Genomic DNA, 18,289 nt, shown 5'->3' on the forward strand with positions numbered 1-18,289 from the left:
TTGGACCGGCCGGGACGATGGGTGTGGGTGCAGGGATGTGTGGAGCCGGTGACGGAGGACGGGCCGGGAGTGCTAACCTCCGCCGCCTCACGCGTGACCCCTAAGGGGAGGGGGCCGCCTTCACGAACCTCGCGATTCGTCGCGGATGCAGGGAGGGATGTTGGGCACCGTCCTCAAGGGTGGTTTCGTCGTCGAGTTGGAACCCGCGTCCGTGGAGCGGGTGGACCTGCGCATTGAAGGTGAGCGCATCGTGGCGCGGGCCGAGGACCTTTCGCCCGGCCCCGACGACGAGGTGGTCGCGCTGTCCGGCAAGCTCGTCTTCCCGGGGCTCGTCAACACCCACCACCGGCTGGCGACGGTGCTGTCGCGCGGCCTGGTCAGTCCGGCGCCCACGTCCTACCAGGCCCTGCTGGAGCAGGTGCGCTGGCCCTTCGAGAACGCGCTGGACCTGGACGCGGTGCAGGTGGCCGCCACGGCGGGTGGCCTGGAGTCCATCCAGTGCGGCACCACCACCCTGTTCGACCTGCACGCCTCGCCCAAGGCGGTGACGGGGTCGCTCTTGCGCTCGGCGCGCGGCCTCCATGAGGTGGGCGTGCGTGGCGTGCTGTCCTACGCGGTGACGGACCGCATGGGCGCGGTGGGCCGCGAGGAGGGGCTGGAGGAGACGGTCAGCTTCGCGCGCAAGGCCCGGGGCCGCTTCCGCGGGCAGGTGGGCGCGGGCCCCTGCTTCACGCTGGGCGACGACGCGCTCCAGGGACTGGGCGAGGCGCTCAACACCACCGGCACCGGGCTGCACTTCCCGCTCGCGGAGGATCCGCTGGACGAGCGGCTGTCCACCGAGCGCCACGGCAACCCGCCGGTGACGCGGCTGCTGACCAGCAACCTGCTGTCACCCCGCGCCATGGCGGCGCATGCGGGCCACCTGGCGTGGGCGGACCTGGCGCAGGTGCTGGCCACGGGGACATGGTTCCTGCACACGCCGCGCTCCAACCAGGGCCAGGAGGTGGGCTACGCGCCCGCGCTGAAGTTCGGGGCGCGCGCGTCGCTGGGGACGGACGGCACGTCGCCGGACCTGTTCGCGGAGGCGCAGGCGGCGTACCTGCGCTCGCGCGAGGCGGGGCAGCCCATCGACGTGCTGCGCTACCTGGCCAACGGACACCGGCTGGCGTCGCAGGTGTTCGAGGCGGCCATCGGCCCCATGCGCGAGGGCGCGCTCGCGGACCTGCTGGTGATGGACTACCTGTCGCCCACGCCGCTCACCGCGGAGACGCTGGCGTGGCACGTGGTGCACGGGCTGGGCAGCCGCCATGTGGAGGCGGTGATGGTGGACGGCGTGTGGCGCGTCTGGGCGCGAAGGCCGCTGTCGGTGAACCCCACGGTGGTGGCCGAGCAGTCGCGCGAGGCCGCCGCCGCCGTGTGGGCCCGCATGGCGTCGTCGTAGAGCCTGGAGCCTGGGGGAGCTTGTCGCGGTGCCCGGGGCCCGTTAAGTCCCGGGCATGCTCAACTCCCTGCTCGTCGTCGGATGGCTCAGCGCAGCGATTCCCCAGGTGGGCGACACCGCCCCGGACTTCACGGTGAAGGACACCGCGGGGACGACCTACACGCTGTCGGAGATGGTGAAGAAGGGGCCGGTCATCGTGGCCTTCTTCCCCAAGGCGTTCACCAGCGGCTGCACGAAGGAGCTGACCGCGTACCGCGACCGCTACAAGGACATCGAGCAGGCGCAGGGTCAGGTGCTGGCCTTCTCCACGGACGACGCGGAGACGCTGGCGCGCTTCAAGACGGAGCTCAAGGCGCCCTTCGTGTTCATCCCGGATCCGGACGGCAAGGTGGTGGGCGCGTACGACGTGAAGATGCCGGTGGTGACGGTGTCCAAGCGCTACACGTTCGTCGTGGGGGATGACCGCAAGGTGCTCAAGGTGAGCGAGGGCAAGGACGCCATCGACGTCTCGGGCGCCATCGCGGCGTGTCCCCTGCGCAAGGGCGGCGCCGCGAAGCCCGCCTCCGCCCCGGCGGGCAACACGCCGCCGACGCAGGCCGCGCCCGCGACGAAGTAGCCGCGCTCTGGCTTTCAGGACAGGGGCACGGTCCACTCGCGGACGTCCCCATGGCACGTGTGGGCTGGACGCAGGCCGTGCCGTTGAGGAGTTCACGCGGCACGAGGCCTGCTTGCTTGTCCGCCCCGGGCGCGGAGCGATAGCCCTGGGGCATGCCGTGCGCGGGGCGTCCTCCGTCCGCCGGGCTGGGGGCGTGAGGAGGCCCGAGTGGATGGACATCGTCTTCCTGGGCCCCGCGTGCCGGGCCCCCGCCGACGCACAGGCGGCCACGGCCCCGAGGCAGCTCGCGCAGGCGCTCCGGAGGCGCGGACACACGGTCCTCTTCCTGGAGCGCACGGCGCCCGGTGAGCGCGGAGAGGCGTCGTATCTGGACCTGGCGGACCTCCACGCGCGCTTCCATTCGAGGGTGCGCCGCGCGGACCTGGTGCTGGTGGACGCGGACGTGGCACAGGTCGCGGACGTAAGCCGCTGGCTCACGAACACGGCGAGGGGGCTCACGGTCTTCTGGGACCGGGACACGCCCCGGACGTTGGCGCGGCACGCCCTTCGGGAGGACCCGGCCTGCATGACGCCGGACCTGTTCACGGGCTACCGGCTCTATCTCTGCTCGAGTGGGGGGCCGGTGCCCCGACAGTTGGAGCGAGAGTGGGGCGTGGCCCGCGCGCGCGTGTTCCTGCCGGGAGTGGACGCGGAGCACTTCGCGCCCGGCAGCGGGCGGACGCGCTGGGACCTGGGGTACGCGGGGCCGGCGTCGCCGGAGCGGCGGGGGCTGCTGACGCAATGGTTGCTGGGCGCCGCGCGCGGCTGGCCCCAGGGGCGCTTCGTCCTCGCGGGAACGCTGTCAGCGGTGGATGACGCCTGGCCCGCCAACGTGGCGAGGCACGCGGCCCCGCTCCACCAAGAGCACGAGGCCTTCCTGGGAGCGCAGCGCTTCACGCTGGTCCTCTCCCAGGCCGAGCACACGCCAGGGGCGAGCCTGTTCGAAGCAGCGGCCCGTGGAGCGGCGCTCATCAGTGATCCCTGGCCAGGGCTGGAGGACGTCTTCGCGCTGGGTGAGGAGGTGATGGTCGCCCGCACGGAGCAGGACGTGCTGCGCTACCTGCTAGCGATGCCGGAAGCGGACCGGCGCCAACTGGGCATGCGAGCCCGGGCCAGGGTCCTGGCCGAACACACCGTGGCCCACCGGGCGCTGCAACTGGAGCAATACGCGAGCGAAGCGGAGCGCGGAGCCCCATGGCTGGCACCGGTGCGCTCGCTGAACTGACCGTCCGGAACCCGGGATGACGGACGGTGCCGCCCTGCCGGCGGCGCACCGGACAAACCTGTCCGACAGTCGGACAGGTTTTTGACGCCTGTGTCGGGCGGGACGTGGCCCACCTTCGCGTCCGGGCGGCCTACGCCTCTTCCGGGGCCTTCACCATCTCCCGGGGCGGGAACACGAACTGCGCGGCCCCGGCCACGAGCGGGGACTCATCGCGCTGGAACATGGCGAGCGCCGTCAGCCGCTCCTCCGTCCAGCCGCGTCCGTCCCCCGCGTCGCGCACCAGGCAGTGCAGGCCCACGCGCCGCGCCTCCGGACTGGGGCTCCGCGCCAGGCGCCCGCCCACGTCCTCCATCGTCTCCACCGGGAGGTTCGACACCGCCACCTGGGCCGCCATCAGCGCGTCCGCGTGGAGCCACCCCTCCTGTCCCATCGTGTCCAGGTGGCTCGCGAAGGCCGGCGGCGCCAGGGCCACCGCCGCGCAGCGCACGCGCAGCGTCGCCAGACACGGGTCCCTCGTGAGGAGCCCCGTCACCAGCCCCTGCACCGCGCTCAGGGGCACGGGCCGCATCCGGTCCCGGGGCTGGAGCAGCGCGTCCATCGCCACGCTCAGCGCGCGCCGATCCTGGGCCACCGCCTCCAGCATCCGCTCGAACAGCTCCACGTCGCGCTCGTCGGCCCGGTACACCAGCGCGCCCATCGCCGCGCGCACCTCGTCGTCAAAGGGCGACGCCAGCCGCGCGCCACAGGCGGACAGGAACACCCGCTCGCGGTCCTTCACGGACAGCCAGGCCGCGCGCCGCAGCAGGTCGATGCGCGCATCCGGCTCCGGCCGCGCCAGCACCTTCGCGAGCAGCGCGGACAGCCGGGCGTCCAGCGCCTCCGTCAGCCGGTCCGCCGGGATGTCCCCCACGCGCGACGCCATGATGGCGTCCTCGCCGGTGACGGCGCGCTCGAACACCGCCCACGTGGGCTCGCGGTCCAGGTGGTCCCACAGCGCGCGCAACAGCGCGATGCGCACGTCGCGGTGAAGGGGCTTCGCGTCCAGCTCCAGCAGCCGCGCATAGCCCTCGTCCGAGCGCAGCTCGCCCAGGAGGCGCACCACCTCCTTGGCCACCGTGACCCGGGTCAGCGGCACCTCCGCCAGCAGCGACAGCACCCGCGTGACGGGCATGCCGTTGAACGCGCGGCGCAGGCCGTAGATGGCGATGCGCGCGCGCGAATCCTCCAGGGCCGCCAACAGCGTGGGCACGCCCTGGCCCTGGTCACACCGGGCCATCACCCGCAGGGCCCGCTCCTGCACCGCGGGCCGCTTGTCGTCCGCCAGCGCGAGCAGCGCGTCCATGGGCGCCCAGTCCAGCGCCGCCATCCGGGTCACCGCCGCCAGCACCGACGGCGTGTCCCGCTCCACGTCCTCGCACAGCCTGACGAGCGCGCGCGAATACGCCCGGTTCTGCTCCACCGTCCACCGGAAGAACCCCGAGTCGAACGGCAAGAGCCAGTGCGTCACCCCCGTGGCGAACTGGCCGGTGATGACCGGCGCGTCCAGGTACGGACCCAGCAGGTCCTGCCGCCGCCGGTGCAGGAACTCGCGCACCACCGGGATGGCGATGGCGCTCTCGTCCCGCTTGAGCAGCGCGGGCAGCATCCGGTCGAAGTCCTTCACCGCGCGGTGGCGCAGCACCCAGAGCGCGTTCCCGGACGGCTTGCCCAGCCGCAGCGCCACCCGCTCCAGCTCCTCCACCAGCTCCCGGTGCAGCGGAAGCGAACGCTTCTCGGCCGCCGCCAGCGCCACCACCTCCTCGTCCCAGCCCCGGTCCCGCCAGCGCCGCAGGGTGGCCGCGAGCGTCGACTCGAAGCGCGGCCGGTCCTCCCGAGACAGCCACGCGGTCAGCGCCAGCGACAGCCGGTTGTCCGGCGCCGTGTCGCGCACGGAGACGAGCCAGTCCGACAGGCCGGGCACCAGCGCCGCGCGCTTGCCCAGGCTCGCCGCGAGCTGGAGCAGGGGACCGCCGCGCTCGCGCTCCGCCCAGCTCTTCGCCAGCGCCAGCAGGTACGGCGCGGCCCGGCGCACCTCGTCGTCCGTCAACCGGTGGCCCAGCCCGCCGTCCTGGATGCGCCCGCGCTCCTTGAGGAAGGTGCCCAGCCACCGCGCGCCCCACGCCGGGTCCGCGCCGAAGGCCCGCACCAGCAGCCGCTCCGCGGATTGCGCCGTGCCCATGGACAGGTCCGCCGCGTCCAGCGCGTCGCGCAGCATCCGCCCCAGGGCCTCGGTGTGCTCGGCGCGCCACATCCGGCGGGGCCACTCGGCCAGCGCCTGGAGCATCACCCCGCGCACGGGGTCCTGTTCGTTCTTCCGGGCCAGCACCAGCGCCAGCGCGGGGGCCACCCACGCGGGCTCGTCCGGGCGCAGGCCGGGCAGTGCCAGCAGCGCGCCCAGCGCCACTCCGCGCATCGCCGCGTCCGGGTGACCCAGCGCGCCCCGCAGCGCGCCCAGCGCTTCGTCCCAGGGCAGGAAGCGCGCATAGGCGAACCGCGCTTCGGCGCGCGTGCCCAGCGCCACCACCTCGTCCAGGTGACGGCGCGCCTCCCGCTCGCGCAGCTCCACCGGCAGGTGCCGCACGTACTCCGGCGCGATGACGCCATCCCGGGTGCGAGCGCCCACGGTCCAGCGCGCGTGGACCGCCTCACGCAGCGCCGGGTCCGCGATGCGGGCGATGAGCGGCGTGCCCCACGCGGGGGCCCGCTCCACGGACGCGGCCCAGGCCTCGGTGAGCGTCGCGTGCAGCGGCTCCGGCAGCTCCTTCAGCACGTCCTCCGCGCGGCCCAGCAGCGTCGGGTCGCGCTGGACGATCCACGTCAGGGACCCGGCGTCCAGTGACGCCAGGGACCTGGCGAACAGCAGGTGCGGGAGGAACGCCGGGGAGCGTTGGCGCAGCAGCGCCACCATGCGCAGGGGGCGCTGCTTCACCAGCGTCCGCACGGCGTGCTCATCCGGCGGGATGCCCCGCTCCAGCAGCAGCGCCAGCAGCGTCTCCGCCATGTCGGGCGCCCGCTCCGCCAGCCACCCCAGGCCCCACGCCAGGTGCTGCCGCGTGACGGGGTCCGGCTCGCCCGTGACAGCGCTCAGTTGCTCCCGCAGGACCTCGCCCAGCACGGCCGGCGCATGCCGGGCCAGCCGCGCCCAGAACCGCTGGCTGGGCCGCTCCAGGGCCCGCGCCACATGCCGGCGCAGGGCCGGCTCGGACGCGAGGGGCACCGTGTCCGCGAAGGTGACGTGCTCGCCCTTCTCCGCCAGCCCGTCCAGGAACGCGTCGATGACGGCGTGCCGCTTGCGCTTGCGCAACTGGTGGATGAGGGCCTGCTCGCGGCGCATCCCGTGCGCCATGCGCAGCGCCTCCAGCGCCTGGGCGTCGTCACAGGCCAGCGACACCAGCTCGAAGGCCAGCGCGCGAACGCGGAAGGACGCGTCCGCCGTGGCCTGGAGCACCGCCGCGCCATCCCGGCGCGTGAACTGGGCCGCCAGGGCCAGCCGCCGCTCGAAGGCGTCACCCCGGGACAGCGCGTCCAGCACCGCCTGCGCCGCCGGGTCCGTCCGGGCCTTGCGCCCCAGCTCCACCAGCCGCCGCACCCGGGCATCGTGGAAGGTGGAGTTCAGCTCGGCGCGCAGGGCGGACAGGGCGGGGTCGGACATGGCGCCCAAGGATGCCCGCTCCCCGGCTTTCCTGACAGACCCACCCCGCCCGGGGCCTCCCCCCAGGCGCGGCCGATGCTCAGTGCGCCGCCTCCGAGGGAGTGACGGGGTAGTTGCCCGTCGAGTGCGCGCGCGTGTGCTGCGCGAAGAGGAAGCGCCGGACGGCGGCGCGGGTGATGAGTCCGCACGGGGAGAGCCCCAGCACGGGCGCCACCGGCAGCGCGTCCACGTCCTCGTGGTCCATCACCTGGAGCGCATGCGCCAGGTCCGAGTCCGGCGCCAGCGCGGGCAGCTTGCGCGCCAGGTCGCTGGCCACGAGCAGCGGGTACATGGACTCGTCGCGCCACACCTCGCGAAGCTGCTCCACCTGCACCGTGCCGTAGAGGTTGCCCTCCGTGTCCAGCACCGGCAGCGTGCCGGCCTCGGACGTGAGCAACTGGTCCGTCAGCGCGCGCAGCGGCGTGCCCGCGGACACCGCGGGGACCTCCGTCATCAGGGCCCGCACGTGCGTGGCCGCCAGCAGGTCCTCGTCGCTCTGCACCTTGGGCGCCGTGCGCTCCGTGAGGAAGTGGCACACCGCGGACGCGATGGTGCACGTCACCATCAGCGGCAGGATGATCTCGTGGCTGCCGCTCAGCTCGTACAGCATCATCATGCCGGTGAGCGGACCGCGCGTGAGCGCCGCCACCGCGCCGCCCATGCCCACGATGGCGTACGCGCCGCTGGGGCCCGTGGCGTGCGGGAAGAAGTAGTGCACCAGCGTGCCGAACGCGCCGCCCGCCATGGCGCCAATCAGCGCCGCCGGGAAGAACGTGCCGCCGGACCCGCCTGAACCAATGGTGAGCGACGTGGCCACGAGCTTCAGCACGCACGCCGTCACCAGGAAGAGGAAGGGCAGTTGGCCCGCCGCCGCCAGGTTGATGTAGTCGTGCCCGCTGCCCCACACCGTGGGGCTCAGGAACGCGAGCACGCCCGTGCACAGGCCGCCCAGCGCGGCGCGCACCGGCAGCGGCTTCTTCCCCAGCCACGGGGACAGCTTCCCGCCCATGCCGCCGTGGAAGAAGTGCTCCACCCCGTGCAGCAGCTTCACGAACGCGAACGCGAGCAGCCCGCACCCGATGCCCAGCGCCGCGTAGGCGAAGACCTCCGAGCCGCTGACCAGCTCGTAGTTCACCCGGTTGAGCATGGGCGCTTCGTCCAGCACGCCGCGGCTCACCAGCGTGCCCGCCACGCTCGCCAGGATGATGGGGGAGAACACCCGCAGCTCGAACTCGCGCAGGATGATCTCCATCGCGAACACCGCGCCCGCGATGGGGGCGTTGAAGGACGCGGAGATGCCCGCGCCCGCGCCGCACGCCAACAGGATGGACAGCTCCCTGCGGCTGAAGCCCAGCACGCGCCCCACGCTGGACGCGAACGCGGCGCCGCCATAGACGATGGGGCCCTCCCGGCCCGCGGAGCCGCCGCTGCCAATGGTGATGGCGGACGCGATGAGCTTGAGCAACCCGCGGTCCGCCGGCACCACGTTCGCGCCGCTCTTCACCGCGCGCACCACCTCCGGAAGGCCGTGGCCGTGCGTCTCCGGCCGGTCCCGCAACAGCCGCCCCACCGCCAGGCCGCCCACCGTGGGCGCGAGCAGCATCAGCCACCAGGGCAGGTGCGGCAGCACCGCGGGCAGGTTGTGCGCGTGGCCGAACACGGCGTTCACGGCCGCCAGTCCCACCAGCGGGTAGTAGAGCGACAGCGCGCCCAGCGTCAGCAGCGCCAGCAGGCGCAGGCGGCGCTTCACCTCGTCGCGAGGGCCGCCGGGCTCGATCACCCGCGCCAGGAGGAGCGCGCCCAGCGCCAGCGGCACGCCCACCAGCGCGTACTCCAGGTGCCAGCGCGCGGAGGAGAGTGACTCCATCAACGTGCGCAGCCGCTGCGGCTTGAACGTCGCCGCCAGCTCCGCGGCGCTGAACGTGATGCCGCTCATCACGCCAATGAGGTTGGAGAAGATGCCCGCGGCCAGCCCGCTGTAGAGCCCGACCACCGCGCCCGCGATGGGCAGCACCGAGGGGGTCGGCAGGCGGATGCGGTTGGACGCGCCCAGCAGGAAGTAGATGAGACGGGAGAGGCTCTGTCGCGCCCAGAGCGTGAGCGCGGCCATCCGCTGCGTTTCGGCAGGCGGAGGTTCGTCGGAGGTGTTCATTTGGTGCACCTACTAAACGGAGGAGCCCGGTGGGTTTCAAGCATCTTGATGACGCCCACGCCCCGGCGCCGTCCGCCTGCACTCCACTCCACACATCACCCGAGCGGTGCCCGGCCCCCTGCCCCCGGAGCGTGCTACGACGCCCCCGGTTTCCACCCCATGAAGGAGGCATCGCACATGCTCAAGCAGGGAGACGTGGCCCCGGAGTTCACCGTGCAGGACTCGACGGGGAAGACGCACCGGCTGTCGGACTACCGGGGCAAGAACGTGGTGCTCTGGTTCTACCCGAAGGCGGACACCCCGGGATGCACCGCGGAGGGCTGCTCCTTCCGCGATCACAAGACCCAGTACGAGGCGAAGGGCACCGCCATCCTGGGCATCAGCTTCGACACGCCGGAGGAGAACCAGGCCTTCTCCCAGAAGTTCGGCTTCAACTTCCCGCTGCTGTGCGACGTGGATCGCAAGGTGGGGCTGGCCTATGGGGCCGCGGATGACGCCTCGGCCCCCAACGCGCGCCGGGTGGGCGTCGTCATCGGGCCGGACGGCCGCATCAAGGAGTGGCACGCCAAGGTGGACGCGCGGGCCTTCCCCCAGGAAGCGCTGTCGCGGCTCCAGTAGGGCGCCCGCGCTCAGGGCGCGAACGAGCGGGACGGCAGGCGCGAGCGGATGAACACCGCCACGCCCGCCAGCGCGAACCACGGCAGCACGTGCCCCAGCATCAGGTGGCCCGCGCTGCCGTCCGGGCAATGCACGTGAAGGACCAGCAGGCTCACCCCCGCGGAGGACAGCCCCGCCGCCAGCGCCCGCGCGGGCTGGAAGGCGGAGCGGCACAGGAGGACGAGCGCCAGGGCCAGCGGCACCACCGACAGCATCACCTCCGCGCCCAGGCACCCCAGGGTGCCCGCGAGGAACGGCCGCACCTGGACGCCCGAGCGCCCGCTCAACTGCGCCAGCGCCACGGCGAGCGCGCCCACGGCCACGAGCGTGAAGGGCCACGCGCGCTGCCTCGGCGCCAGGGCCACCATCGCTCCGCCGCCCACGCTCACGACGATGAGCAGCGCCACGAGCGCCACCGCCAGCGGCGACGCGCTGTTGCGCAGCATCCCGTGCCGGCCCACCCACAGCAGCCCCACCACGCCCACGCCCAGATAGGTGGCGAGCAGCACCGCCACCTCCCTCCACCACGGCGTGGACCGCGGGTGCGCCGCCAGCTCCGTCAGCGACTGGCGCCGCGTCTCTTCGAGCCGGGCCTCGTCGATGGGCACGGCGGGGGGAGCGGAGGCGGGAGGTGCCAGCACCTGGAAGCCCTCCAGCAGGGCCCGGCAGTCCGCGCACCCGGCCGCGTGTGACGCCAGGTCCGGGGGCAGCGGGCCGTCCATCCGGTCCAGGACGCGTTCGCACTCGGGCGTCATCGGGAGGTCTCCTGCTGAAGGGGCGCGAGCAGCTCGCGCAGGCGCGCGTAGCCCCGGTGGGCGCGGACCTTCACCGCGCTCTCGGTGAGGCCCAGGGCCTCGGCGATTTCAGCGAAGCCCATGCCCTCGAAGCGGTGCATGAGGATGGGCAGCCGCTGGCCTTCGGGGAGCTGCGCCAGGGCGCGTTGCACCGCGCGCTCCAGGCCCGCGTCGCGCGGCTCCGGCGTGTCCGCCACGGCGGTGAGGGGCAGCTCCCCCTCCGGCGTGAGGTCCTCCGGACGGCGGTGGCGGCGCGCGTGGTCCCGCGCGGCGTTGGTGGCGATGGCGTACAGCCAGGGCCGGACGCGCGAGCCGGCCTGATAGCGGCCCCGCGCGCGCACCAGGGACAGGAAGGTGAGCTGGGCCAGGTCCTCGGCGGTGGCGGGGCTGCCGGTGAGGCGCGCCAGGTAGCCCTGCACGGGGCGCGCGTAGCGCTGGAAGAGCGCGTCGAACGCCTGCGCGTCGCCCTGGCAGAACCGCTCCATCAACACCTCGTCCGAGTCGCCGGAGGCCCCCCCGGAAGCGCCCGGAGACGTCGGCATGTCTCCGGTACGCAGGGGCGCGGCGCCAGGTTTCACGGGAGGGGACGAAGGGCTCACGGGACGGAGGCGGACTCTACGGCCCCCGAGGGCGCCGGGCGGGAGAAAGTCGCCTGCCGTCAGGATGAGGCGGCCGGCCGCATCCTCGCCAGCCACTCCTCGAAGGCGGGGTGCCCATGCAGGTGCGCCAGGTCCTCGTCGGAGGCGGCGTAGGCCGCGTCCCGGAAGCCCAGCCCTTCGGCCCGCTGGAGCAGCCGCACCGCGTCTGCCACGTTGCCCGCGCGCGCGAAGGCGCAGGCCGCGTCGTACGCGATGCCCGGGTCCGGCACGTGGCGGAGCGCCGCCTCGCTCACCGCCGCGGCCTCCGAGTAGGCGCCCCGGATGAACAGCGCCCGCTCCGCGCACCGGAACGCGGACGCCGCGTCCACGCCGGGCAGCCGCAGCGCCTCGTTCACCTGGCCCAGCCGGATGAGCGCGCCCGCGTACTCGTGCATCACGGTGCGGTCCTGCGACTCGCCCCACGCCTGCTTCCAGTAGCCCACCGCCCGGGCGTCATCCCCCACCAGGGAGAACGCCGCCGCCACCGCGTGCATCTCCACCGGCTGGCCCTGCACCTGGGAGAAGTGGTCCAGCGCGGGCCGCCCGTGGCCCTGCTTCAGCGCCACCCAGCCCAGCAGGTAATGGGTCCGGCTGGTGAGGTTCGGGGACAGCCCCTCCGTCTCCAGCACCCGGTTGCCCTGCCGCCACGCGTCGTCCAGCCGGTCCTCGCGCAGCGCCTGCTGCGCCTCGCGCAGGGCCTGGGCGCTGGGGCCCTCCTCCTCCTTCGCCTCGTTGCGCGCGCGCATCATGTCCGACAGCACGCGGAACGACTGGAAGCCGAACATGGCGAAGAGGACGCCCATGATGAGGGCCCCGCTCTTGATGCTGAGCAGCACCAGCCCCACGCACAGGCCCAGCGCCAGCACGTGCGACACGATGAAGCCCCGCCGCCCGAACATCCGCGTCGCCAGCGCCGTGCTGATGTGCCCGCCGTCCAGGGGCGGCACCGGCAGCAGGTTCAGCACCGCCCACACCATGTTGGCGAAGAAGAAGTTGCTCAGGAAGAAGTCCGCCATCTCCGAGCGGCCCCGCACCTGCATCAGCACCGCCCAGCACAGGACGCCCAGCGCCAGGCCCGCCAGCGGCCCCGCGAAGCTGCTCACCACCTCCTTGTGCCAGGGCAGGGGCGCGTCCGCGTTGGGCCGCGTCACGCCGCCCATGAACACCAGCTCCACGCTCGGCCGGTATCCAAAGAAGCGGAAGGCCACCGCGTGCCCCAGCTCATGGACGAGCACGGACACGAAGACGATGAACATCCAGGCCAGCACGTAGGTCGCCACCGCGCCCATGTGTCCGGGCGCCGCGGCGTCGGCCAACTGGTCCCCCAGCCACCCGGCACCCGAGTGCCGCCCCGGCAGGGGCAGGGACTGGTAGGCGAACACCGCGGAGAAGAGCAGGTGACTCGTGTGGACGTGGACGGGGACGCTCCCGAGCCGAAAACGGAACATGGAGGGGGACCTTAATCGTTGGCCCCCACTCGCGCAGGGTCGTTCTCATGGCCCGCGCGCTTCTGCTCGCCTTCCAGGTATAGGGTGTCCTCACGCCATGCTGAAGCTGGGTCCCTACACGCTCCCCAACCCCTACATCCTCGCGCCCATGGCCGGCGTGAGCGAGCGTCCCTTCCGCGTCATCGCCTTCCGCCTGGGCGCGGCCCTCTGCCCCACGGAGCTGGTCAGCGCCCAGGGGCTGATGCGCCAGAACCAGCGCACCCTCAAGTACCTGCGGTACGACCCGGCCGTGGAGAAGCCCTACTCGCTCCAGATTTTCGGCGGCGAGCCGGAGGCCATGGCCCAGGCCGCGCAGGTGGGCAAGGCCGCGGGCGCGCAGGTCATCGACATCAACATGGGCTGCCCGGTGAAGAAGGTGGTGCGCAACGGCGCCGGCAGCGGCCTCTTGTGCGACGTGCCCCGCGCCGCCGCCATCGTCCGCGCCATCCGCGAGGCCACCGGCCTGCCCGTCACCTGCAAAATCCGCTCGGGCTGGGACGCGCGCACGCTCAACTACCTGAAGGTGGCGGAGTCGCTGCAGGAGGCCGGGTGCGCGGGGCTCGCCCTGCACCCGCGCACGCGCGAGCAGGGCTACTCGGGGCAGGCGAACTGGGCCCACATCGCGGACCTGAAGCGCCACTTCCCGGAGCTGCCCATCATGGGCAACGGGGACGTGAAGACGGTGGCGGACGCCCACCGCATGCTGGACAGCACCGGCTGCGACTTCGTGATGATTGGCCGGGGCGCCCTGGGCAACCCGTGGCTCTTCCGTGAGCTCCAGGGCGGCCCGCCCGCCACGCCGGAGGAGCGCTGCGAGCTGGTGCTGGAGCACGCCCGCGCCCACGCGGAGTTCGTCGGGGACGCCTTGGGAGCGGTGCGCTCCTTCCGCCGCCACCTGGCCTGGTACGCCCATGGCCTCAAGGGCGCGGCGCACTTCCGCTCGGAGGTGAACGGGCTGGACTCGCCGGAGGCGGTGGAGGACAGCGTGCGCCGCTTCTTCGCGGGCGCGGACACGGACCCCACGGCCCCCCTGGAGGAGCCGGAGGTGGACTACCGCGCGGCGCTGGGCTGAGCGGCGCCAGGGCCCGGCGGCACCAGCACGCGCCCGGTGGCCACCGCGCGGAAGTAGTCGCAGGCCGGGGTGGGGCGGCGCTCCAGCGTGTCGAAGTCCACGTGGTAGAGGCCGAAGCGCGGGCCCCAACCCTCCAGCCACTCGAAGTTGTCCAGCAGGCTCCAATAAAGGTAGCCCTGCACGTCCACGCCCGCCTCGCGCGCGGCCAGCACCTGGCGCAGGTGCGCGTGCAGGTACTCCGGCCGCACCGTGCCCTGGCGGTCGTCGATGCCGTTCTCGGTAACCCACACCGGCTTGCCGTAGCGCTTCACCTCCTGGAGGAGCTGGAGGAAGCCCTCGGGCCGCTGCTCCCACCCGATGTCGGTGAGCCCGCGCCCGTCCGGGTCGCGGTACTTGAAGTCGATGAAGGGTGGGCGCGGCATGAAGCGCAGGTGCGCGCGCGTGTAGTAGTTGACGCCCACGAACTCCACGGAGTCGCGCGCCCCCTCGATGCGCACGTCCGTGGACGCCACGCCCGGCATGAACACGCGCAGGTGGCCGGAGGACAGCGCCTCGTGGAACGCGTGGTTGTAGGCGGGCGCCGCCAGCCGCACCAGCGAGCGGTCCAGGGGATGCCACCAGCGGTCCGGCGCGAACGCGAGCATGTTCTGGGAGATGCCCAGCTCCACCCGGCCCAGGCGCTGGCCCAGCTCCTCCCGCGCGATGACGTGCGCGCGCACCATGTTGCCGAGCGCGGCCATCGTCTTCGCCCCGTCCGCGATGCCCGGCGGCATCAGCCCCTGGAGGTAGCCGCCCAACAAGAGGACCATCGGTTCGTTGAAGGAGATGACGAGCGCGTCCAGCCCCTCCAACAGGGGCGCGCACCGGCGCACGTACTGGCGGAAGGCCTCCAGGCTCTCCGGAAGGTGCCAGGGCGTGGACGCGTGGAACCACGTGGGGTGGGTGAAGTGATGGAGCGTCACCACGGGCCGCAGGCCCATCGCGCGCATCTGGAGCAGCCGCTCGCGGTAGCCCTCCAGTGCCGCGCCATCGAACCGGCCGCGCTCGGGCTCGATGCGCGCCCACTCCAGCGACAGCCGGAACGCCGTGGCCCCCACCGCCTTCGCCAGGGCGTAGTCCTCCGCGTAGCGCCGCCAGTGGTCCACCGCGATGCCGCACCTCGCGTGGGGCTCCTTCAACTTCCCCTGCCGCTCCCACTGGGCCCAGTCGTTCTCGATGCCGCCCTCCACCTGGTACGCGGACGTGGCGACGCCAAAGGTGAAGGACGCGGGGAAGGTCAGCGCGGCGGAGCTCATGCGGGCGGGCACCGTAGGCCGCCGCCTCCACGACGGGAAGCGACGCGATGCGCGCGCGCCAGATGCACGGCAGCGGACACCCAGACCTGTGGCGCGGACCCTCGAAATGCGTCCGGAGCCGGAAATTCGGCCCCGCACGCGACGCGCCGGACCCCCGAAATGACCGCCACCAACGGTTCGAAGCGCCCGGAGGCCAAAAATCGGCCTCGCCGCGCACTGCAATACATCACCATGCGTTGACACACTGGCATGTCGCCCGTACCATTCATTTCAAGCACTCACGTTCAGTTCGAAGTGGGTGCAGGGCTCGCGTCCTCGCGGGCCTCAACACTGAACGGAGGATTCCGATGGCCGCGAAGAAGAAGACCGCGAAGAAGGCCGCGTCGAAGAAGACCGCGACGAAGAAGACCGCCCGCAAGGCCCCTGCCGCCAAGCGCGGTACGGCCAAGAAGGCCCCGGCGAAGAAGGCCGCCGCGAAGAAGTCCGCCCGCAAGACGACCCGCAAGAGCGCCAGCAAGGCCGCTGCGGCCCCGGCGACCCCGGAAGCCTGAAGTAACGGCGTCATTTCGGACGTCGGTTGACGTCCGGTGAACGGCTCGGCGAAACCCGCCGGGCCGTTTTTCTTTTGCGGGCCAGGGGTTTGAAGTCCCCCTCCGTGTCCGCCCGGGAGGGGCCATGTCGCTGCGTCCGGTGGAGTTCGAGGAGGTCGTGGCGGAGGCCGCGGCCCGGCTGGTGGGCGCGGTGGCCCAGAAGGCATGGTGCCCGCTGCCCCGCCTGGCCTACCTGGAGCTGCGCGTCCCCGGCAGATCGGTCGTGTTGTGTCTCTGCGCCGAAGGCGAGCTGTCGCGCCTGTCCGTCGCGCAGGAGCGCTTCCCCACGCCGGGCGAGCCCGCCCCCTTCCAGCGCTGGCTGCGCCAGGAGCTCACCGGCTTCAAGCTGACGGCCGCGCGCTATCTGGAGGAGAGCCGCGCCATCGCCCTGGAGTTCGAGCGAGAGGACGTGCGCCGCCGGCTGGTGCTGGAGGTGGGCGCGCCCGGAGGCCTGCTGCTCCTCAGCGACAACCACCGCGTCCTGATGCTCTCCGGTGAGGGCTTCGGCCCCAGGCGCAACCTCTATCCCGGAGCGCAGTGGTCGCCCCCGGAGCCCGTCTCCGCGGAGGCGCTGGCGAAGGGCCGCGCGCAGCCCTCGCGGCTGGAGCCGAGGGAAGGCGACGCGCTGCCCAGGCTGCAGGCCGCCGAGCGGGTGCTCGGACAGAAGGACCGCACCAGCCGCGCGGACGCCATCCGCCGCCGGCTCGCGCAGCCGTACCGGGCGCGGCTGAAGCGCTCCTCGCGCACGCTGGAGAAGGTGCGCGCGGAGGCCCAGCGCGGCCCGGAGGCGGAGAAGCACCGCGAGGTGGGCGAGCTGCTCGCGCAGAACCTGCACCGGCTCAAGCGCGGCGCGTCCCAGGTGACGCTCATCGCCTATACGGAGGCGGGCGTGGAGGAGGTCCAGGTGAAGCTGGACCCGAAGCGCACCCCGAAGGAGGAGGCGGACTGGCACTTCCACCAGTACCGGCGGCTCCTTCGCGGCGTGGAGCAGGCCCGCCACCGCGAGGCGGAGCTCGCGCGAGAGGTTGCCCACGCGCGGACGGCGCTCACGCAGATTGAGGCCATGGATGACGCCGCGCTGCTCGCGCAGGCGGAGGTGCTCCAGGTGACCCAGGGGGAGGAGGGCCCGAAGGGGGGCCTCCCCTTCAAGGAGTACGTGGGCCACGGCGGCGCGCGCATCTGGGTGGGGCGCGGCTCGGAGGACAACGACCAGCTCACCTTCAAGGTGGCCCGCCCGTGGCACCTGTGGCTGCACGCGCGCGGCCTGCCGGGCAGCCACGTGGTGGTGCCGCTGGAGAAGAACGCGGAGGTGGCGCAGGAGGTGCTGCTGGACGCGGCGCACCTCGCGCTGCACCACTCGGGCGCCAAGGGCGAACCGCGCGGCGAGGTCAGCTACATGCCGGTGAAGTTCGTGCGCAAGCAGAAGGGCGCGGCCCCCGGGCAGGTGACCTATGCCCGGGAGAAGACCTTCGTGGTGCGCATGGAGCCGGAGCGGCTGGAGCGGCTGCTCAAGTCGCGCCACGGAGACCCGGGCGTCCTGTCCTGAAGGGCGATGCCCGTGGGACGGATTCAACCCGGGGTGTCACGCGGGGCGTGTGGGCCAGGTCGACCGGCGGACGGGCATCCAGCCCCTGGCCTTGAGGTTCGGGAAGTGCCGGGTACGATGCCCCCCGCGTGACGCCCGAAGCCTTCCGCCAGATGTCCCTGTTCCCGCGTGGCTCGTCCGCGGAACGCGCCGCCACTCCCGCGCAGCGCGCGCCGGAGGGACCCGCGCCCCTGCCGCCGCGCAACCGCGTCCCGGAGGAGGCGCCGCGCGTCCTCACCGCGTCGCGTGAGGAGCTCTGGTCTCGCGCGGAGTCGCTCGCGTGGCGGCTGAGCGCGAACCTGGGCATGCCGGTGCGCCTGGCCGTGACGGACAACCGCTCCACCATGGTGTCCTTCCGCCGCGGCTCGCAGGTGCTCCAACTGCGGCTGCACCACATGTTCCTGGACGCGCCGGAGGTCGTCGTGCGCGCGGTGGCGGACTACGCGGGCCGCGGGCACCGCGCCGCGGGCGCCCTCCTGGACGAGTACATCCGGGGCCAGCAGCCGCTCATCCGTCAGCTCCGCCGGGAATCCGACGCGGAGTTGAACCCGCTGGGCCGCTGCTTCGACCTGCGCGCGCTCTACAACGGCGTCAACGAGGCCTACTTCCAGAACGCCATCCAGGCCCGCATCGGCTGGGGCCGCATGCCCCCGCGCCGCCGCCGCAAGTCCATCCGCCTGGGCGTCTACGACCACCAGACGCGCGAAATCCGGATCCACCCCGCGCTGGACAAGCCGGACGTGCCCGCCTTCTTCGTGGAGTTCATCGTCTTCCACGAGATGCTCCACCAGTTGTTCCCCAGCAGCAATCGCACCGGGCGCCGCGTGCACCACCCGCGCGCCTTCCGCGAGCGCGAGCGCACGTACCCGCACTACGCCGCCGCGCTGCGTTGGGAGCGCGAGAACCTGGGCACGCTGCTGCGCGGTTGAGCGCACGCCGAGCGGCCTGGACATTTACTGGTTTACCTG

At 73.0% G+C, this 18,289-nt stretch carries 14 protein-coding genes; 8 read left to right on the plus strand and 6 right to left on the minus strand.

All coding sequences use genetic code 11. The annotated features are described in order from the left end of the window. Nucleotides 1–160: 160 nt before the first annotated feature. From K8556_RS05165 to K8556_RS05175, 3 genes are all read left to right on the plus strand, one after another. The gene (locus K8556_RS05165; protein WP_223739275.1) at nucleotides 161–1,441 is read left to right on the plus strand and encodes an amidohydrolase family protein; all 1,281 of its coding nucleotides are present in this window, start codon (nucleotides 161–163) and stop codon (nucleotides 1,439–1,441) included. A gap of 55 nt (nucleotides 1,442–1,496) precedes the next feature. Further along, complete coding sequence (locus K8556_RS05170) at nucleotides 1,497–2,057, plus strand: peroxiredoxin (RefSeq protein WP_223738899.1); 561 nt, start codon at nucleotides 1,497–1,499, stop codon at nucleotides 2,055–2,057. Nucleotides 2,058–2,268: 211 nt separating this feature from the next. Then, nucleotides 2,269–3,321, plus strand: a complete 1,053-nt coding sequence (locus tag K8556_RS05175; RefSeq protein ID WP_223738900.1) for a glycosyltransferase — start codon at nucleotides 2,269–2,271, stop codon at nucleotides 3,319–3,321. A 130-nt stretch (nucleotides 3,322–3,451) separates the two neighbouring features. On the opposite strand, the gene K8556_RS05180 is transcribed toward K8556_RS05175, so the two are convergent. Next, on the minus strand, nucleotides 3,452–7,012 hold the full coding sequence (locus K8556_RS05180; protein ID WP_223738901.1) for a hypothetical protein: 3,561 nt from the start codon (nucleotides 7,010–7,012) through the stop codon (nucleotides 3,452–3,454). A gap of 79 nt (nucleotides 7,013–7,091) precedes the next feature. Beyond that, entirely contained in the window at nucleotides 7,092–9,203 is a 2,112-nt protein-coding gene (locus tag K8556_RS05185) for a chloride channel protein (RefSeq protein WP_370639887.1), read from the minus strand. Nucleotides 9,204–9,380: 177 nt separating this feature from the next. On the opposite strand from K8556_RS05185, the gene K8556_RS05190 reads away from it, so the two are divergent. Continuing rightward, complete coding sequence (locus tag K8556_RS05190; protein WP_223738902.1) at nucleotides 9,381–9,821, plus strand: peroxiredoxin; 441 nt, start codon at nucleotides 9,381–9,383, stop codon at nucleotides 9,819–9,821. A gap of 11 nt (nucleotides 9,822–9,832) precedes the next feature. On the opposite strand, the gene K8556_RS05195 is transcribed toward K8556_RS05190, so the two are convergent. The 3 genes from K8556_RS05195 to K8556_RS05205 all read right to left on the minus strand — a co-directional run bounded on the left by K8556_RS05195 (nucleotide 9,833) and on the right by K8556_RS05205 (nucleotide 12,740). Then, nucleotides 9,833–10,615: an NrsF family protein gene (locus tag K8556_RS05195; protein WP_223738903.1), complete on the minus strand. Its 783-nt coding sequence runs from the start codon at nucleotides 10,613–10,615 to the stop codon at nucleotides 9,833–9,835. After that, nucleotides 10,612–11,196 (minus strand): RNA polymerase sigma factor, encoded by a 585-nt coding sequence (locus K8556_RS05200; protein ID WP_223738904.1) that lies wholly within the window; start codon nucleotides 11,194–11,196, stop codon nucleotides 10,612–10,614. The genes K8556_RS05195 and K8556_RS05200 overlap by 4 nt, the downstream gene beginning before the upstream one ends. A gap of 116 nt (nucleotides 11,197–11,312) precedes the next feature. Next, a complete protein-coding gene (locus K8556_RS05205; protein WP_223738905.1) occupies nucleotides 11,313–12,740 on the minus strand; it encodes a site-2 protease family protein in 1,428 nt (475 codons plus the stop codon). 97 nt (nucleotides 12,741–12,837) lie between these two features. On the opposite strand from K8556_RS05205, the gene dusB reads away from it, so the two are divergent. After that, nucleotides 12,838–13,851 carry a tRNA dihydrouridine synthase DusB gene (gene dusB, locus K8556_RS05210; RefSeq protein ID WP_223738906.1) on the plus strand — a complete coding sequence of 338 codons (1,014 nt, stop codon included), beginning with the start codon at nucleotides 12,838–12,840 and terminating at the stop codon, nucleotides 13,849–13,851. Here dusB and K8556_RS05215 read toward each other — a convergent pair. After that, on the minus strand, nucleotides 13,830–15,146 hold the full coding sequence (locus K8556_RS05215; RefSeq protein ID WP_223738907.1) for a glycoside hydrolase family 1 protein: 1,317 nt from the start codon (nucleotides 15,144–15,146) through the stop codon (nucleotides 13,830–13,832). The genes dusB and K8556_RS05215 overlap by 22 nt on opposite strands. A 347-nt stretch (nucleotides 15,147–15,493) precedes the next feature. Here K8556_RS05215 and K8556_RS05220 point away from each other — a divergent pair, with 347 nt between their 5' ends. The 3 genes from K8556_RS05220 (at nucleotide 15,494) to K8556_RS05230 (ending at nucleotide 18,250) form a co-directional block, all read left to right on the plus strand. Beyond that, nucleotides 15,494–15,697, plus strand: coding sequence for a hypothetical protein (locus tag K8556_RS05220; protein WP_014399699.1), 204 nt, complete (start codon nucleotides 15,494–15,496; stop codon nucleotides 15,695–15,697). A gap of 124 nt (nucleotides 15,698–15,821) precedes the next feature. Continuing rightward, nucleotides 15,822–17,282, plus strand: coding sequence for an NFACT RNA binding domain-containing protein (locus K8556_RS05225; protein WP_223738908.1), 1,461 nt, complete (start codon nucleotides 15,822–15,824; stop codon nucleotides 17,280–17,282). A 152-nt stretch (nucleotides 17,283–17,434) separates the two neighbouring features. Beyond that, nucleotides 17,435–18,250: a hypothetical protein gene (locus tag K8556_RS05230; protein ID WP_223739277.1), complete on the plus strand. Its 816-nt coding sequence runs from the start codon at nucleotides 17,435–17,437 to the stop codon at nucleotides 18,248–18,250. The last annotated feature ends 39 nt before the right edge of the window (nucleotides 18,251–18,289 follow it).

The sequence above is a fragment of the Corallococcus sp. AS-1-12 genome (assembly GCF_020036995.1).
Classification (GTDB): domain Bacteria; phylum Myxococcota; class Myxococcia; order Myxococcales; family Myxococcaceae; genus Corallococcus.

Coding starts and splice junctions, on each gene's coding strand:
- dusB (WP_223738906.1), top strand. CDS start 12,838: ATGCTGAAGCTGGGTCCCTACACGCTCCCCAACCCCTACATCCTCGCG.
- K8556_RS05185 (WP_370639887.1), bottom strand. CDS start 9,203: ATGAACACCTCCGACGAACCTCCGCCTGCCGAAACGCAGCGGATGGCC.
- K8556_RS05220 (WP_014399699.1), top strand. CDS start 15,494: ATGGCCGCGAAGAAGAAGACCGCGAAGAAGGCCGCGTCGAAGAAGACC.
- K8556_RS05180 (WP_223738901.1), bottom strand. CDS start 7,012: ATGTCCGACCCCGCCCTGTCCGCCCTGCGCGCCGAGCTGAACTCCACC.
- K8556_RS05195 (WP_223738903.1), bottom strand. CDS start 10,615: ATGACGCCCGAGTGCGAACGCGTCCTGGACCGGATGGACGGCCCGCTG.
- K8556_RS05190 (WP_223738902.1), top strand. CDS start 9,381: ATGCTCAAGCAGGGAGACGTGGCCCCGGAGTTCACCGTGCAGGACTCG.
- K8556_RS05215 (WP_223738907.1), bottom strand. CDS start 15,146: ATGAGCTCCGCCGCGCTGACCTTCCCCGCGTCCTTCACCTTTGGCGTC.
- K8556_RS05230 (WP_223739277.1), top strand. CDS start 17,435: ATGTCCCTGTTCCCGCGTGGCTCGTCCGCGGAACGCGCCGCCACTCCC.
- K8556_RS05175 (WP_223738900.1), top strand. CDS start 2,269: ATGGACATCGTCTTCCTGGGCCCCGCGTGCCGGGCCCCCGCCGACGCA.
- K8556_RS05200 (WP_223738904.1), bottom strand. CDS start 11,196: ATGCCGACGTCTCCGGGCGCTTCCGGGGGGGCCTCCGGCGACTCGGAC.
- K8556_RS05225 (WP_223738908.1), top strand. CDS start 15,822: ATGTCGCTGCGTCCGGTGGAGTTCGAGGAGGTCGTGGCGGAGGCCGCG.
- K8556_RS05205 (WP_223738905.1), bottom strand. CDS start 12,740: ATGTTCCGTTTTCGGCTCGGGAGCGTCCCCGTCCACGTCCACACGAGT.
- K8556_RS05170 (WP_223738899.1), top strand. CDS start 1,497: ATGCTCAACTCCCTGCTCGTCGTCGGATGGCTCAGCGCAGCGATTCCC.